Here is a 14,947-nt window from a genome sequence, read left to right on the forward strand (position 1 = left end):
AGCCGAATGAAAGCAGTGGTTTCCGTTGTTTTTCTGTCTAGTGCACTCATTGGATGTGCTGGGCATTCGCCTGCGCCTGTCTCAAATTTGGGAGGCAAGTACGATAATGTCTCCCGTGGCAGCTATCGAGGTAGCTACTACGAAGTCCAGAAAGGTGACACCCTCTATTTTATCTCCTACGTTACCGATAAAGATGTTAAAGACCTGATTAGACTCAATAATCTTCAATCACCTTATACTATTCATCCGGGGCAACGCCTCAACTTGTGGCGTCAAGCCTATGCGCCACCTGCATTTGGTGGTTCGGGGGCTGGCGATGTCGCGACGGCTTCTGCAGCAACGGCTGCAGCGAGTTCAAGCAGCACAAAAGCAGCCTCAACCCCGGCTCCAAAAGCGAGTAGCTCATCAACACAAAATAGTCAAAAAACGGCTGCAAAGAAGGTTGATCAAAGCAAAACAAAGGAGTATGGTGAGTCTAAAGGTAAACAAAATGTTAATAACACGAAACCTAATACGGCAAAACAGACCGCTAAGCCGCAAGCAAAGCCACAGCAGACAGCAAAAGCTAAGCCGACACCTCCGCCTAGCTCTAACGCGAAAGTCTCCAGCTGGGTCTGGCCAACAAAGGGACGTGTAATAAAGAACTTTTCTGCAGGGGACCAAGGAAACAAAGGGATAGACATTGCTGGCCAGCGTGGCCAAGACATTGTCGCCACTGCAAAAGGAACTGTGGTTTACTCGGGCAATGCACTTCGTGGTTATGGAAACCTCGTTATCGTCAAACATAACGACAGCTACTTAAGCGCATATGCACACAACGATAGGCTATTGGTCTCTGAAGGACAAAGTGTCAAAGCCGGACAAAAAATCGCTACGATGGGAAGCTCCGGAACCAACAGCGTAAGACTGCACTTTGAAATTCGATATCAAGGCAAATCGGTAAACCCTAAACGCTACTTGCCGTAACTGCCGTATAACGTTTACAACGTACGAAAAGCTACTTGCAATTTGATTGACGTAATCAGAGAAAGTTAGCGACATAGTTGAGTTGTCATGTCTTGCTAGCTCGCCAGGGGGAGGCGCTATGAGTATCAGCAATGCAGTAACCAAGAACGAAAACTTCGACATTGAAAACGAATCCGTTGATGTTGTGCAATCAACATTGACCAATGACGATTCCAACTCAGAAGCCGAAGAGAAAGACCTGTACGATGCCTCGGCCAAAAGCTTGGATGCGACCCAGCTCTATCTAGGGGAAATTGGCTTCTCACCACTACTTACCGCTGAAGAAGAAGTTCTTTATGCAAGACGTGCACTCAAAGGAGATGAAGCTGCACGTAAACGTATGATCGAAAGTAACCTTCGTCTCGTTGTGAAAATCTCTCGACGCTACAGCAACCGTGGCCTTGCACTCCTTGATTTAATCGAAGAGGGCAACCTAGGTTTGATCCGTGCTGTAGAGAAGTTTGACCCTGAACGTGGCTTCCGATTCTCAACCTATGCGACCTGGTGGATCCGCCAAACTATTGAACGTGCTTTGATGAATCAGACGCGCACCATTCGTTTGCCAATTCACGTCGTCAAAGAGCTGAATATTTACCTTCGTACGGCTCGTGAGCTGTCGCAAAAGCTTGACCATGAGCCGACCGCTGAAGAGATTGCTCAAAAACTCGATAAGCCGGTCAGCGATGTCTCTAAAATGCTTCGCCTTAACGAGCGTATTAGCTCAGTCGATACGCCAATTGGTGGAGATGGTGAAAAGGCGCTACTGGATATCATTCCTGATTCAACCCATTCTGATCCAGAAGTATCAACCCAAGACGATGACATTAAATCATCACTTATTCACTGGTTAGATGAGCTGAACCCGAAACAAAAAGAGGTTCTAGCTCGAAGGTTTGGTCTTCTTGGTTACGAGCCATCGACACTTGAAGAGGTCGGCAGAGAGATTAACCTCACTCGTGAACGTGTTCGTCAGATCCAAGTTGAGGGGCTTCGCAGGTTGCGCGATATACTAGTGAAACAAGGTTTGAATATGGAGTCGTTGTTCAATTTCGATGACGATTAGAATCGATTCAAAAGACATAAAAAACCGCCTATAAGGCGGTTTTTTTATGTGTTGATGGCGTTAGCGTATTACGCCCAGCCATTCGGGCTTTTCTTACGACGCGGAATCAGATGCGGAAGAATCAGACCGAATAGAAGACCAGCACCGGCTACACCGCCGCCGTACATGAAGTAGCGAAGCAGTAGGTCTTCTTTTTGTGTGTCTAGCTTAGCGCGTAGCTCACGGATTTCTGTTTGAGAAGAGGTCAGCTGTTCACTGATGTCTGAGTAGTTTTGCTCAAGCTCAGCGATCTGCTTGTTGCGTGCTTCTAGCGAGCTGACTAGGCCGCCTTTCTCACTGTCTGCTGTTTCGCGTGCACTCGATAGCTGAGATTTCACTTGCGTCAGTTCTTTCTCAAGACGAGGCAGTCTAACCGCCATACTTTCTTGAGTCGTCACAAATTTAGATTCTACCCAGCCTTTACGGCCACGGCTGTCTTGAACCTGTGAGTAACCTGTCTCACGGTTAGACGATAGCAGCTGAACCTTGTCACCTGCGTTGATGCTACCAATAATACGGTACTGAGCGCTTGGTCCAGAATGTAGGTAGGTAAATAGCTTGTCGGCAATATAACGATCTTGAGCCAACGCCGCAGGAGCAGCGAGCAACGACACCATGATCATGCAGATCAGTTTTTTCACAGTAAGTCCCTTAAGTGTATCAATGGGGAATGATGAAGAAAGTAGCGCTAGCAGCAGGGCTGTTACGCACTCTCAAATTGTAAACTTTTAAGAATGCCCAAATAGTATGAAGTTTCTTAAGTGGGTGCAACAAAGAAGGGAGGCTTAGCCTCCCTTTATTTGAATTTGAGTCAAATATGACGTGAGCTTCACATCTCCCTGACTTTTGTTTTGCTTTGGCTTATGCGCCAAATACCGCTTGCATCATGTAGTAGAATACGACTGCTAGCAGTGCACCAGCAGGCAGAGTCACGACCCACGAAGCCACGATGTTACGTACAACGCCTAGGTTAAGTGCTGCGATACCACGAGCGAAACCAACACCCAATACCGCACCAACTAGAGTTTGTGTTGTAGAGATTGGCAGACCAGTACCAGAGGCTAATACTACAGTACACGCTGTTGCGAGCTGTGCTGCGAAACCGCGGCTTGGAGTTAGCTCTGTAATGCCTGTACCTACAGTAGCCATTACTTTGTGACCCATAGTCGCAAGACCCACAACAATACCGATACCACCTAGAGGTAGAATCCACCATGCGATGGTGCTCTTCGCTGTGATTTCACCCATGTGCTCAACCGTTGAAACAACAGCAGACAGTGGACCAATCGCGTTCGCCACATCGTTTGAACCGTGTGCAAATGCCATCGCACAAGCTGTGATAACCATAAGTACGCTGAAGATACCTTCTACACCGCTAAAGCCATGGTCTTCTTCACGGTCAGCAAACTTACGCTGAATGTAGATGTAACCGCCAATCATAACTAGGGCCGAAACGCCTGCAGCCCACGCCCATGCTTCCATACCTTCAAGGTGCAAGCCAACGTGCTTTAGACCTTTCTTGATGGTTACCAGCGCAATCACCATGGTTGTGATGAACATGTACACTGGCACAAAGCGCTTAGCATTAAACAGTGGCTTCTCAGTATCGAAAATCAGTCGCTGTGCACTGACGAAGATAACGTAAGCGAAGAAACCAGAAATCACAGGCGTGATAACCCAGCTACCCACGATGCCTTTTACTGAACCCCAGTCTACGGCTTCAGTACCGACAGACACACAAGCGAAACCGATGATCGCACCGATGATAGAGTGAGTCGTAGATACCGGCCAGCCCATGTATGACGCGAGCAATAGCCATGTGCCTGCCGCCAATAGTGACGACATCATACCGAACACAAGAACGTCTGGCTGGTGAGCAAACAGAGAGGTCTCAATCACACCCTTACGGATAGTGTCTGTTACCTCACCGCCAGCAAGGTATGCGCCGGCGAATTCGAAGATCATCGCGATGATGATAGCTTGCTTAACTGTTAGAGCTTTAGAGCCAACAGAAGTACCCATTGCATTGGCAACATCGTTTGCACCGATACCGATTGCCATAAGGAAACCGAACATCGCCGCAACAAGAATCAGGATAGTGCCGTAGTTTGCAAGAATATCCATTGTAATAACCTAGTTTTGTTTCATAACAAGCGGAGCAAAAGTCGGGCGCAGGGCAATCTCTTAAGCATTGTCTGTGCTCAACGCCTAATACTTCTTCGCTCTTTGTTACTTAGTTAACGTGTGTTTAAGACCTAGACAGCATGAGTTCAAGACGAGCGCCTACGCGCTGAGCTTGATCTGCAATACCGCCGACCCATTCAAGAATTTTGTACAAGAACATAACGTCGATAGGGTTCATGTCTTGCTCAATCGCCATCAGTTGCTGACGAAGCTGGATTTGCATGGCATCGGTATCATCTTCGATGACATCGAGTTGGTGAATCATCTCTGCAACCAGAGTCACCTCACGGCCTTTAAAGCCTGTCTCTAGCAGTTCATCCAGCTCATTGATAACGTTCTGAGCTTGGTTGGCTGCATCAAGACAACGCTTCACGTAAGCGATGAAGTTTTCTTGAAGTGGTGCAGGAATGACAAGTTGGCGACCGTAAACACGACCGGCAATGTCTTTGGCAAGGTTGGCAAGCTTATCTTGCTGTGTCAGTAGCTCTAGCATATCGCTACGGTCTACTGGCAAGAACAGGCCGCGTGGTAGTTTAAGACGGATCTCACGCTTCAAAACGTCGGCTTCTTTCTCTAAGTGAGAAATCTGCGCACGGATCTCCGCTGCTTTTTCCCAATCACCCTTTGAGCTTGTCTCAAAGAAGTTGATAAGGTGAGAGCAACATTCTGTTACGCACACAACGTGGCGCTGCAAAGGCTTAATAGGGGACTTTGCAAATAACCCCATAATTGTATTTACTGGCATGGTTGTTCAACCTAATTAATATAACCTGAAATAAACATACACCAATATCATGGTGAAATGTTGAGCGATGGCTATAAAGGCGCGCATGGTAACTCATTAAAACGCCGATTTAAACTGTTTTAGATCATCATTTGGGTGATATTTGTCACTTGCTGATTAGTACGATTGCTCATATCCTGTTGTCAGTACCCCCGAAAGGTAAAACTATGGAAACCGAGATAGAACTGAAGTTTTTTGTTTCTCCAGAATTTTCAGAAACTTTGCTTAGCAAGATTGCTGAAACAAAAGTACTTCAGCACAGTTGTCGTGAGTTAGGAAACACTTACTTCGACACGCCAGATAACTGGCTGCGCCAACACGATATTGGTCTCAGAATTCGTCGCTTTGACGATGTTTTTGTACAGACTGTAAAGACAGCAGGACGCGTTGTGGCTGGTCTGCACCAACGTCCAGAATATAACGCTGAACACAGTTCTAACATCCCAGACTTAACACTTCACCCTACCGATATCTATCCAGAAGGGAAAGATATCGCGACGTTACAATCAGAATTGTTACCAATATTTGCTACCGACTTCACTCGTGAACAGTGGTTAATCGGTATGACTGATGGCAGTCAGGTTGAGGTTGCGTTTGATCAGGGTGTTGTCTCTTCAGGTGATAGAACGTACCCAATTTGTGAAGTTGAGCTCGAGCTAAAGTCCGGACAAACAGATGCCTTGTTCACTCTGGCCCGCGAGCTGTGTGAAAGTGGTGGTATTCGACTTGGTAACCTAAGCAAAGCAGCGCGCGGCTATAGACTCGCAGCTAACTATGATGGCGACCCAGTCAAGACCATGGATTTGGTGGATACTGTGGCGACAGATAGTGTTGAAAGCTGCTTTGTTCACTCCTTAGAGCATGCACTAGCGCACTGGCATTATCACGAGCAAATTTATGTTGAGCATGAGTCGATTGAGGCCTTGCAAGAGATCAGCCATGCGCTCAGCTTTATTCGCCAGGTCCTGACTGTTTACGGTGGAATTGTACCGCGACGCGCAAGCGCCATTTTGAGACAAGAATTGAAATGGCTAGAGCAAGAGTTGCAGTGGCTAAAAAGCTACGATCACTTTGAGACCTTGCTGGAAGACAAAGGCCACATTTTGAGAAAGCTAGACGCAAGAAAGTTTCTTGTTGCTGAGCTTAAAGAGATGGAGCAAGAGTTGCCTGAGCGTGAAGAGATGCTAAAGCTCATTCATTCAGGGCGTTACGCAGGCTTGTTGCTTGACCTTAGCCGCTGGATCCTTTCGAGAGGCTGGCAGCCATTCTTGGATGACAAGGCGCGTGAAAAAATGTCTCAAGACATTAAGCCATTCTCAGTGAAACAGCTCGCTCGTACTTGGGCTGAGCTCATTGAAGCGTTTCCACCAGAGAAGCTACTGTCTCGTCAAGAGTACATCGACCAGCAGTATCGTTTGATGCGCAACTTATATACCGGCGTTGGTTTTGCAAGCCTGTACAGCATGGAAGAGCGCAATAACTTCCGTTTGCCGTGGGCAGACTTGCTGCAGGGTATCGATGATTTACAGATGCTAGAATTGTTAGAGAAGCTTGTTGATAAACTTGAGGGCGAAGAGCGCGAGCAGCTAGAGCGCTGGTTGCGTCGTCAGGAGAGCTCAATCTTACACGCTATGGAGCAGACCAGGCAGATCAGTATTGAGGCCGAGCCATACTGGCAAAATTAATTCGGTTCAGAGTAGGGAGGCAATACGCCTCCCTATTTTTTATCTTGCTCGAGTGATTCGATTTTTTGCTCCATCTTCTCAAGCTTATGCAAAATCACTTCTTGTTGGTTAAGCACTTTCTGTAGCATGACCTCTTTGTGTTTGGAGCGTCTCTCATCCATAGAACTGGGTGAAGAGAGCAGTGAGGTAATCAAGCCCGACGTCATACCAAACATACCCACACCACAGATAATAATGATACCTGCCAAGAACTTACCTACGATTGTAACCGGGTAATGGTCGCCATAACCGACCGTTGATACCGTGACAAAAGCCCACCAAACGGCGTCGCCAATATGTTGAATGTTGGCATCGGGATCGCCGCTCTCAGCCCACATAATCAGCCCAGCCCCAACGGTAATGAGCAGCACGAGTAGCAAAAGGATCGATGCGATCGTCGTTTCATGTTTATTACGAGCGAGTTGTCTTAATAAGGCCTCACCAGAGCGAATCACCAATACCACACGGAAAATATGAAAGACGCGGGCATATCTTAGTGGCTCGATCATCGGCAGGCTGGCTAGAAAGTCGATCCAGTGGGTTTTCAAAAATTGCACTCGATCTGTGGAGCGGATCAGATCCACAACAAGTTGCAGAATAAATAAGCTACAGATTATAAAGTCGAGGCCGATAAGAACAGTACGCTCATCCTCGTTGATGGGAGCAAACAATAAGGCTGAGATCACAAATAGCGCCATAAAAGAGAGGAACAGTGACAATAAGCTCAGAGGCTTAGTTTCAGTTTTGGTATCATTTGCTTTCATACGAGGCTCGAAATAAATAACTTGGTCTCATGATTCACATTCCCCCCTACGGCTTTTGGCATGCAGGCAAGTGAAAATGGCATTCAGTTAGAGAAAGATTCCCTAACTATATAATAATTAATGGAGAACGGATAATGACCACACTGGCATTTAAACCTTGGGAGCGACTCATCACCGATGTTCGCTTAGTTCCTAAGATGTTGATGTTGATGATTTTTAGTACCGTACTGCTTGTTGGTAAGCAGTTGTGGGATGCAAGCACATTTTACGACTCTCTTCTTGCCGCAACCCAGAACGAAGCGATTGCCCAGCAGCACTACGAAGCTTATCTAGTTCAGGTCGTATGGCAAACTGCCTTGATGATTGTTTTGTTTGTGGCATTGCTGATGTTTGCAGCAAAAACCATGCTTAAGCAGACTAATTACCTAAGCGACGCCATTAAGCGAATGGCAGATAAAGATCTCACAGTTCCGGTAATCATGGACTGTAAAGATGAGTACGGCGATGTAGCTCGTGAGTTAGAACGAACGCGTGCACAGCTTCAAGACATCATCAAAACTCAAGTAGCAACCTCTCAAGAGCTGGCGACACTCACTGAAGTGATGACGCTGAGCATGTCTGAGACCAAAGAGTCATCTCAGGAAGAGTTCCAAGAGATCGATCAGTTGGCTACTGCAATGAGCGAAATGAGCTCTACGGTTCAAACCGTTGCGGACCACGCGAATAACGCCTCGCAACTAACTGAGCAGGCTTCGGGTCAAGCTGAGACGGGTCAACGCTTTGTACAGGGCACTGTTACTAAGATGAGCGAGCTATCGAACGACATCTCTGCTTCTGCAGCAGCGGTAAATCAGGTCGAAGAGCGCGTTGAATCGATTGGTAGCGTGGTCGGCACTATTCAAGGCATTTCTGAGCAGACTAACTTACTTGCACTGAATGCAGCGATTGAGGCCGCCCGAGCGGGTGAAGCTGGACGTGGTTTTGCCGTGGTAGCGGATGAGGTACGTAACCTTGCACAGCGTACCCAGCAAGCAACAGTCGAAATTCAAGAGATGATCTCTCAGCTACAATCGAGCGCCAATTCAGCGGTAGAGCTGATGGAGAAGAGTGTGGTTGAAGCGGCGGATGGCGTAGAGCTTGTAACTAATGCGGGCACTGAGCTTGATGGCATCGTAAGCCAGGTTAACCAGATTAATGATATGAACTTCCAAATCGCGACTGCAGCGGGTCAGCAGAGCAGTGTTGCTGAAGAGATGAACCAAAACCTAACCAATGTACGTGAGTTGGTAGAGGCATCGGTTGTGGTGGTCACTGAGCTACTCGAAACGTCTGAGATGATGCAAAACAACGCGGCTGAGCTTGATAGCAAGATCCAGTCTTTCAACGTTTAAACGACGTTAGATTTCTATAGACGCTTCAATAAAAAAGCGGCTCACTTGGTGTAAGTGAGCCGCTTTTTTTAGCTGAGTGCTTATTGATTCTCTTCGTTACTCGTCTCTGGTTCAACCTGCGTTTGAGCCAGTTCGAGTACTTGATTGTCAATAAGGCGCGCTTTACCCAAGAAAGCAGACATCAAAATGACCGCGTGGGTAGAACTGTCGCCAATAGCCTGAAGGGTGTGTGCATCACGGATGAAGATCTCATCGGGTTGCAAACCCGCGGCGCGAAGCTGGTCACTGGCATCTTCGATGATGGATGCATAGTCGTCACGACCACCACGAATGGCACTGTTCATCCAACGCATGGTTCTCGCAAGCACGGGTGCACGTTGACGCTCATCCATTGTGAGGTAGCCATTGCGAGAGCTCATAGCAAGACCATCCATTTCGCGTACTGTTGGTACGCCAATGATCTCGATATTCATGGCGAGGTCGTTCACCATCTGACGAATCAGCGCGAGCTGCTGGTAGTCTTTTTCACCAAAACACGCGACATCTGGCTGCACAATATTGAACAGCTTAGTGACGATAGTGGCAACGCCTCTAAAGTGTCCTGGGCGAGATGCCCCTTCAAGCATGTGCGAGATGCCAGGTACCTCAACGAAGGTTTGCTTATCAAGACCGTTCGGGTACATGATTTCTGGTGTTGGCGTGAATACCAAATCAACCCCTTCAGCGGTCAGCTTACTCAGGTCATCTTCCAGCGTGCGCGGATAGTTGTTGAGGTCATCTGCGCGTTCAAACTGCATTGGGTTAACAAAAATACTCGCCACAACCACATCTGCGTTCTCTCGAGCTTTGCGCATCAGCGTTAAGTGACCTTCATGAAGGTTACCCATGGTCGGAACAAACGCGATACGGCGTTGTTCACGTTTTAGCTGTGCAATCTGCTCTCTAAGTTCAGCAATATCAGCGAAAGTTTGCATGATTCCCCCTAGGCAATCGTATGAGCGTCGTCTGGGAAAGCGCCGCTCTCCACATCCGCGATATATTTAGCAACGGCGCTGCGCATATCGCCTGTTTCTGCCAAAAAGTTCTTTGAGAATTTAGGCATGTAATTAGCCGAAATGCCAAACATGTCGTGCATTACAAGGATTTGACCGTCGGTACCATTGCCGGCACCAATACCGATGACTGGAACGTCTAGCACTTCTGTGATGCGCGCTGCTAGCTCGGCAGGTACGCATTCAAGAAGGATAATTTGTGCGCCTGCTTCTTGTAGAGCGAGTGCGTCACGAACCATCTTATCCGCATTTTTCTGATCGCGACCTTGTACCTTATAGCCACCGAAGATATTGACGCTTTGAGGCGTAAGACCCAGGTGAGCACAGACGGGTACTGCGCGCTCAGTTAACATTCTTACCGTATCAACTAGCCAGTCACCACCCTCTAGCTTCACCATGTTGGCACCTGCGCGCATCAGCGCTGCAGCGCTTTCACACGCTTGCTGTGGTGTTGCATAGCTCATGAATGGCATGTCAGCCATCAATAGGCAATTCGGGCTGCCTGCGCGCACAGCGCGCGTGTGGTAAGCGATATCATCGACAGTAACAGGCAAGGTATCGTTGTGACCTTGCAGTACCATGCCGAGTGAATCGCCGACCAAAATTACAGGCATTTCTTGGCTTTCAAACAAAGCTGCAAAACTGGCATCGTATGCCGTTGAAGTTGCAAATTTGCGACCTTCGCTTTTCCACTTAACGAGGTCGTTAATGTTGATTTTTTTCATTTTTAATCCTTATTAGGGGATTGGCTAGGATTGCCAAACTCTGAGTCCATTACGGTCAACACTATCGATGAGGGTAGTGAGCTCAGTCCCATCAGGGAGTTGTAAATTTGGTGCGATTTCCATAAGCGGATAGAGAACAAACTCGCGTTGTTTCATCCCGTAATGAGGAACGGTTAAGCGCTCGGAATCGATCACCTCATTGCCATAAAGAATGATGTCGAGATCTAGGGTTCTTGGGCCCCACCTCTCATCTTTACGGACACGCCCCTGTTCCAGTTCGATCGTTTGGGTGCAATCAAGCAGTTCCAGTGGCGTTAATTCGGTTGAAATCTTTGCAACAGCATTGATGTAATCAGGCTGGTTTTGTGGCCCCATCGGAGTGCTGCTGTAAAGTGAAGAGCAAGCCAGAAGCTCGCTCTTAGGAAGTGTTTTAAGTGCCTCAATCGCCACTTTGGCTTGTGAGACTGGGTCGGACAGGTTACTGCCGATAGCAATGTAGCAGATGGTCATTATTCAGCACTCTTGGCGTTTTTCGCCTTTGGCGTGCGTCTGCGACGCGAACCAGAGCGTGAGCTTGAGCCACCGATATCATTCACCATCGCTTGACGCATATTACGTCCCGCAGATTGGAATGTGCCCCACCATTTTGCCAGCAGTGCCACTTCGCCGCCTTCAATTTCGCCGCGCATTTCAAGGAAATCGAAGCCAGCACGGAACTTGTTTAGCTCCATCAAGCGGTAAGCGCGTTTGCCGGAGCGACGTGGAAGACGCAGCTGTAGCTGCCAGATTTCGCGAATAGTCGCGGTGTGGCGGCGCGGAATGGCAGTCGATTTCACCTGTTCATCCAGTATGATATTGCTCGCTTCCATCATTGCGTCGTACTCTGATAGGCCGCGCGACATTAGCTCTTTGGCACTTTCCATCATTGGATACCACAGCATGGCGGCAAACATGAAGGCTGGATTAACGCGTTTGCCTTCTTCGATACGCTCGTCGGTTGCATCCAACACGAGATCAAGAACTTGCTCGGTTTGTGACGAGTAGTCTTCTGTGAAGTGAGGAGCGATAAGAGGGAACAACTGCTGGAACAGGTTGTACTCGCGCATTAAGTGGTAGGTCTCCAGACCATAACCCGATTGAAGCAGTTTGAGTGCTTCTTCATACAAACGCGCAGAAGGAATATCGCGCAGCAGCGGCGCCAAGTCTTCGATTGGCGCTGCGGTATCTTCTTCAATGTCGAAATCCAGCTTAGCTGCGAAACGAATCGCACGAAGCATACGGACTGGGTCTTCGCGGTAGCGCACATCCGGCTCGCCAATGAGACGAATAAGTCGGTCATTGAGATCTTCGACACCACCTGCGTAATCGTGGATCGAGTAGTCACCGATGTTGTAGTACATGGCGTTGATGGTGAAGTCTCGACGTTCTGCGTCTTCATCAATGCTGCCATAGACATTGTCGCGCAGCAGCATGCCTTCTTTGCTCTGCTGTGAAACGTTTTTTTCCTGCTCTTGGTGGTGACCTCGGAAGGTAGCAACCTCGATAATATCACGCCCAAACATGATGTGAGCGAGTCGAAAACGGCGACCAATCAGTCGACAGTTTCTGAACAGTTTTTTAATTTGCTCTGGCGTCGCGTTAGTGGCTATATCGAAATCTTTAGGTTGTTCTCCAAGCAGCAGATCGCGCACGCCACCGCCAACTAAATATGCGTCATAGCCTGCACCGTTTAAGCGGTATAGGACTTTTAACGCATTATCGCTGATCTGCTTGCGCGAGATGTTGTGCTCATCACGTGTATGGACGTGTAATGAGATGTCACTATATACATGATGAGCTTTTTGAGAATTTTCTTTTTTATTCATAGTTTTAACGCAATTAAGGTTCGCGAAATAGAGTGCTTTTTAGCCCTGTTTCGTGCCTGACGCATGAAATTTGCCGCTTATTCTAGCCTAGAGAGCGTCATTTGAGAATGGCGGTTTGATTTTGAGCTGCTTAGGAAGCTGAGATAGTCGCCAATTTTCCACGCCCCATTGGATGATATCGGCGATTTCTTTCGTGGCTATTTTAGTCTCCACATCGAAACCAAGAAAGCGCATCGCATTGAGCAGTGTCGGTTTGGGGTTATCCAAATCGATAGCCGTTGCGTGGTTCTGTTTTGATAGCTTATTACCGTTGTCATCGATCGCGAGCGGTAGATGAAGATAGGTCACAGGCTCCACACCTAGGGTTTTGTATAGGCTGATTTGACGCCCTGTTGGCTCAATTAGATCTGCGCCACGAACGACCTCTGTGACCCCTTGGTAGATGTCATCTAATACCACTGCGAGATTGTACGCAAATAAGCCATCTCGACGTTTGATAATGAAATCTTCTTGAGCGAGCTGCTCTGGGATATCCAGCGGTCCATGCTTCTCATCGATAAAAGAGGATACTGGGTAGTCCATGGTAAGGCGAACGGCACAACTGTCGGAGGCGTTTAGCTGCTTATCACGACATGTTCCTTGATAAAAGCCACCCGTAGCTTTGATCTGTTTTCTCGTGCACTCACACAAATAAGCTTGTCCACTGGCTAGCCAGTGATCGATTTGTTCTTGGTAGACATCCAAGCGCTGACTTTGGTATAGCACCTCACCATCCCAATGCAGTTGATAGGCTTGCAGTGTTTTTAATATCAGCTCTGCTGCACCTTCCACTTCTCGCGGCGGATCGATATCTTCAATCCTGACCAGCCATCGACCATTCTGAGATCGAGCTTGAAAATAGCTACCCAGTGCGGCAATTAAGGAACCAAAGTGTAGGGGACCCGAAGGAGAGGGCGCGAATCGACCAATATACATAGTGCTTTTCGTGTCTGAAGGGTGGATCAAAAAAAGGGAGCGTTTGCTCCCTTTTTCTCGCTTGTTAGCCTTGCATCTGTCTTTCTTTGATTTCTGCAAGTGTCTTACAGTCGATACATAAATCGGCAGTAGGACGGGCTTCTAAGCGACGGATACCGATTTCGATACCACAAGATTCACAGAAACCAAAATCGTCTTCTTCAATCTTGTTTAGCGTCTTTTCAATCTTCTTGATCAAACGACGCTCACGGTCACGGTTGCGTAGCTCTAAGCTGAATTCTTCTTCTTGAGAAGCTCTATCAACTGGATCAGGAAAGTTAGCTGCTTCGTCTTGCATGTGGTGCACAGTTCGATCAACTTCTTCCCTAAGTTGGTTGCGCCAAGCGCTCAAAATTTTTGTAAAGTGATCCAACTGAGCTTGTGACATGTATTCTTCACCAGCTTTTTCTTGGTATGGATCAACACCTGCAATGGCTAGGATGCCTAGCGCTTTTTTCTTAGTTTCTGGCATGCAGCATCTCCTACTTACACCTAGTCAACTGTGCGAACAGTTAATTTTAAGGCGGGTATCTATAGCAAAAACAAATGCTGGTGGCAAACGAAGTTTGTTAAAGTTCTTCTCTATGTGAAGTGACATCACTTTTGAATGAAATCCAACGCCGATGTCAGCGCCATTTCATTGTCAGAAAAAGCCGCCTTATAACAAATCACTTCGACCCCAGCCTGTCTTGCTTGCTCAAGTAATTGTGAATATTTCGCATCTATATGGTGTGCCGCCGACACTTTTTCAATCCCTGAATGCAAAACAGCGAAAAATAATACGGCTCGATGTCCTGATTGAACCATTTCTGTGAGCTCTCTCAAGTGCTTTTGACCGCGAGTGGTCTTAGCATCTGGAAAATACCCTTGTCCCGTATTGCCTTCGTCCAGCAGTGTGACACTTTTTACTTCGATGTAGCAATCTGCGCGATCACTATCTTGCAATAAAATATCGACTCTGCTGTTTTCTTGACCGTATTTCACCTCTGTTCGTAAAGTTTGGTAACCAATTAGCTCTTTTACAACGTTTTTTTGTATTGCTTCGACAACTAATGTGTTGGCGCGGGCAGTATTCACACAAATGGTGTGCCCAGCTTTGGTCTCGGTAAGCTCCCAACTGTTGGGGTATTTTCGTTTGGGATTATCTGAGGTGGAGTACCAGACGGTTGAGTCAGGCTCCGCACAGCCTGTCATCGCGCCTGTATTGGCACAGTGAATCGTGATTTCTTTGCTATCAGGTAAAGTAATATCGGCGAGGAAGCGTTTATAGCGCTGAACTAACTTCCCCGATTCTAAAGGTGGTTCGAAGTGCATTTTGAGGCCGTTTTTTATTAGAA

Annotated in this window: 15 protein-coding genes; 4 read left to right on the top strand and 11 right to left on the bottom strand. The window is 47.5% G+C overall.

All coding sequences use genetic code 11. From position 1 onward, the window contains the following. Positions 1 to 6 precede the first annotated feature (6 nt). Complete coding sequence (gene nlpD, locus AC6I8Y_RS02530; protein ID WP_394152951.1) at positions 7 to 966, top strand: murein hydrolase activator NlpD; 960 nt, start codon at positions 7 to 9, stop codon at positions 964 to 966. A gap of 118 nt (positions 967 to 1,084) precedes the next feature. Continuing rightward, positions 1,085 to 2,068, top strand: a complete 984-nt coding sequence (gene rpoS, locus AC6I8Y_RS02535) for an RNA polymerase sigma factor RpoS (RefSeq protein WP_042475947.1) — start codon at positions 1,085 to 1,087, stop codon at positions 2,066 to 2,068. A 68-nt stretch (positions 2,069 to 2,136) separates the two neighbouring features. Here the strand turns inward: rpoS and AC6I8Y_RS02540 are convergent, their stop codons facing one another. The 3 genes from AC6I8Y_RS02540 to AC6I8Y_RS02550 form a co-directional block, all read right to left on the bottom strand. Next, the gene (locus tag AC6I8Y_RS02540; protein ID WP_042475948.1) at positions 2,137 to 2,748 is read right to left on the bottom strand and encodes a TIGR04211 family SH3 domain-containing protein; all 612 of its coding nucleotides are present in this window, start codon (positions 2,746 to 2,748) and stop codon (positions 2,137 to 2,139) included. 220 nt (positions 2,749 to 2,968) lie between these two features. Further along, entirely contained in the window at positions 2,969 to 4,231 is a 1,263-nt protein-coding gene (locus tag AC6I8Y_RS02545; RefSeq protein ID WP_252013401.1) for an inorganic phosphate transporter, read from the bottom strand. Positions 4,232 to 4,355: 124 nt separating this feature from the next. After that, complete coding sequence (locus AC6I8Y_RS02550) at positions 4,356 to 5,036, bottom strand: TIGR00153 family protein (RefSeq protein WP_042475951.1); 681 nt, start codon at positions 5,034 to 5,036, stop codon at positions 4,356 to 4,358. Positions 5,037 to 5,242: 206 nt separating this feature from the next. On the opposite strand from AC6I8Y_RS02550, the gene AC6I8Y_RS02555 reads away from it, so the two are divergent. Next, entirely contained in the window at positions 5,243 to 6,760 is a 1,518-nt protein-coding gene (locus AC6I8Y_RS02555; protein WP_498020724.1) for a CYTH and CHAD domain-containing protein, read from the top strand. A gap of 32 nt (positions 6,761 to 6,792) precedes the next feature. Here AC6I8Y_RS02555 and AC6I8Y_RS02560 read toward each other — a convergent pair whose 3' ends face one another. After that, positions 6,793 to 7,563, bottom strand: a complete 771-nt coding sequence (locus AC6I8Y_RS02560) for a potassium channel family protein (protein WP_234494529.1) — start codon at positions 7,561 to 7,563, stop codon at positions 6,793 to 6,795. A gap of 134 nt (positions 7,564 to 7,697) precedes the next feature. On the opposite strand from AC6I8Y_RS02560, the gene AC6I8Y_RS02565 reads away from it, so the two are divergent. Then, the gene (locus tag AC6I8Y_RS02565) at positions 7,698 to 8,954 is read left to right on the top strand and encodes a methyl-accepting chemotaxis protein (RefSeq protein WP_394152957.1); all 1,257 of its coding nucleotides are present in this window, start codon (positions 7,698 to 7,700) and stop codon (positions 8,952 to 8,954) included. An 80-nt stretch (positions 8,955 to 9,034) separates the two neighbouring features. On the opposite strand, the gene panC is transcribed toward AC6I8Y_RS02565, so the two are convergent. The 7 genes from panC to sfsA all read right to left on the bottom strand — a co-directional run bounded on the left by panC (position 9,035) and on the right by sfsA (position 14,924). After that, positions 9,035 to 9,928, bottom strand: a complete 894-nt coding sequence (panC, locus tag AC6I8Y_RS02570) for a pantoate--beta-alanine ligase (RefSeq protein ID WP_394152959.1) — start codon at positions 9,926 to 9,928, stop codon at positions 9,035 to 9,037. 8 nt (positions 9,929 to 9,936) lie between these two features. Next, positions 9,937 to 10,731 (bottom strand): 3-methyl-2-oxobutanoate hydroxymethyltransferase, encoded by a 795-nt coding sequence (gene panB / locus AC6I8Y_RS02575; RefSeq protein WP_234494526.1) that lies wholly within the window; start codon positions 10,729 to 10,731, stop codon positions 9,937 to 9,939. Between the two features lie 24 nt (positions 10,732 to 10,755). Beyond that, positions 10,756 to 11,241, bottom strand: coding sequence for a 2-amino-4-hydroxy-6-hydroxymethyldihydropteridine diphosphokinase (gene folK / locus AC6I8Y_RS02580; protein WP_394152961.1), 486 nt, complete (start codon positions 11,239 to 11,241; stop codon positions 10,756 to 10,758). Further along, complete coding sequence (gene pcnB / locus AC6I8Y_RS02585; protein WP_128647970.1) at positions 11,241 to 12,596, bottom strand: polynucleotide adenylyltransferase PcnB; 1,356 nt, start codon at positions 12,594 to 12,596, stop codon at positions 11,241 to 11,243. The genes folK and pcnB overlap by 1 nt, the downstream gene beginning before the upstream one ends. 87 nt (positions 12,597 to 12,683) lie before the next feature. Beyond that, on the bottom strand, positions 12,684 to 13,571 hold the full coding sequence (gene gluQRS, locus AC6I8Y_RS02590) for a tRNA glutamyl-Q(34) synthetase GluQRS (protein ID WP_498020725.1): 888 nt from the start codon (positions 13,569 to 13,571) through the stop codon (positions 12,684 to 12,686). 64 nt (positions 13,572 to 13,635) lie between these two features. Beyond that, positions 13,636 to 14,082 carry an RNA polymerase-binding protein DksA gene (gene dksA, locus AC6I8Y_RS02595; RefSeq protein WP_042475961.1) on the bottom strand — a complete coding sequence of 149 codons (447 nt, stop codon included), beginning with the start codon at positions 14,080 to 14,082 and terminating at the stop codon, positions 13,636 to 13,638. Between the two features lie 125 nt (positions 14,083 to 14,207). Further along, positions 14,208 to 14,924 (bottom strand): DNA/RNA nuclease SfsA, encoded by a 717-nt coding sequence (gene sfsA, locus AC6I8Y_RS02600; protein WP_394152966.1) that lies wholly within the window; start codon positions 14,922 to 14,924, stop codon positions 14,208 to 14,210. Between the last annotated feature and the right edge of the window lie 23 nt (positions 14,925 to 14,947).

The sequence above is a fragment of the Vibrio sp. KUL78 genome (assembly GCF_059725505.1).

What these genes read in the sequence shown, in the direction of transcription:
- nlpD (WP_394152951.1), top strand. Translation starts at nt 7, where the DNA reads ATGAAAGCAGTGGTTTCCGTTGTTTTTCTGTCTAGTGCACTCATTGGA.
- rpoS (WP_042475947.1), top strand. Translation starts at nt 1,085, where the DNA reads ATGAGTATCAGCAATGCAGTAACCAAGAACGAAAACTTCGACATTGAA.
- AC6I8Y_RS02545 (WP_252013401.1), bottom strand. Translation starts at nt 4,231, where the DNA reads ATGGATATTCTTGCAAACTACGGCACTATCCTGATTCTTGTTGCGGCG.
- AC6I8Y_RS02550 (WP_042475951.1), bottom strand. Translation starts at nt 5,036, where the DNA reads ATGCCAGTAAATACAATTATGGGGTTATTTGCAAAGTCCCCTATTAAG.
- AC6I8Y_RS02555 (WP_498020724.1), top strand. Translation starts at nt 5,243, where the DNA reads ATGGAAACCGAGATAGAACTGAAGTTTTTTGTTTCTCCAGAATTTTCA.
- AC6I8Y_RS02560 (WP_234494529.1), bottom strand. Translation starts at nt 7,563, where the DNA reads ATGAAAGCAAATGATACCAAAACTGAAACTAAGCCTCTGAGCTTATTG.
- AC6I8Y_RS02565 (WP_394152957.1), top strand. Translation starts at nt 7,698, where the DNA reads ATGACCACACTGGCATTTAAACCTTGGGAGCGACTCATCACCGATGTT.
- panC (WP_394152959.1), bottom strand. Translation starts at nt 9,928, where the DNA reads ATGCAAACTTTCGCTGATATTGCTGAACTTAGAGAGCAGATTGCACAG.
- panB (WP_234494526.1), bottom strand. Translation starts at nt 10,731, where the DNA reads ATGAAAAAAATCAACATTAACGACCTCGTTAAGTGGAAAAGCGAAGGT.
- folK (WP_394152961.1), bottom strand. Translation starts at nt 11,241, where the DNA reads ATGACCATCTGCTACATTGCTATCGGCAGTAACCTGTCCGACCCAGTC.
- pcnB (WP_128647970.1), bottom strand. Translation starts at nt 12,596, where the DNA reads ATGAATAAAAAAGAAAATTCTCAAAAAGCTCATCATGTATATAGTGAC.
- gluQRS (WP_498020725.1), bottom strand. Translation starts at nt 13,571, where the DNA reads ATGTATATTGGTCGATTCGCGCCCTCTCCTTCGGGTCCCCTACACTTT.
- dksA (WP_042475961.1), bottom strand. Translation starts at nt 14,082, where the DNA reads ATGCCAGAAACTAAGAAAAAAGCGCTAGGCATCCTAGCCATTGCAGGT.
- sfsA (WP_394152966.1), bottom strand. Translation starts at nt 14,924, where the DNA reads ATGCACTTCGAACCACCTTTAGAATCGGGGAAGTTAGTTCAGCGCTAT.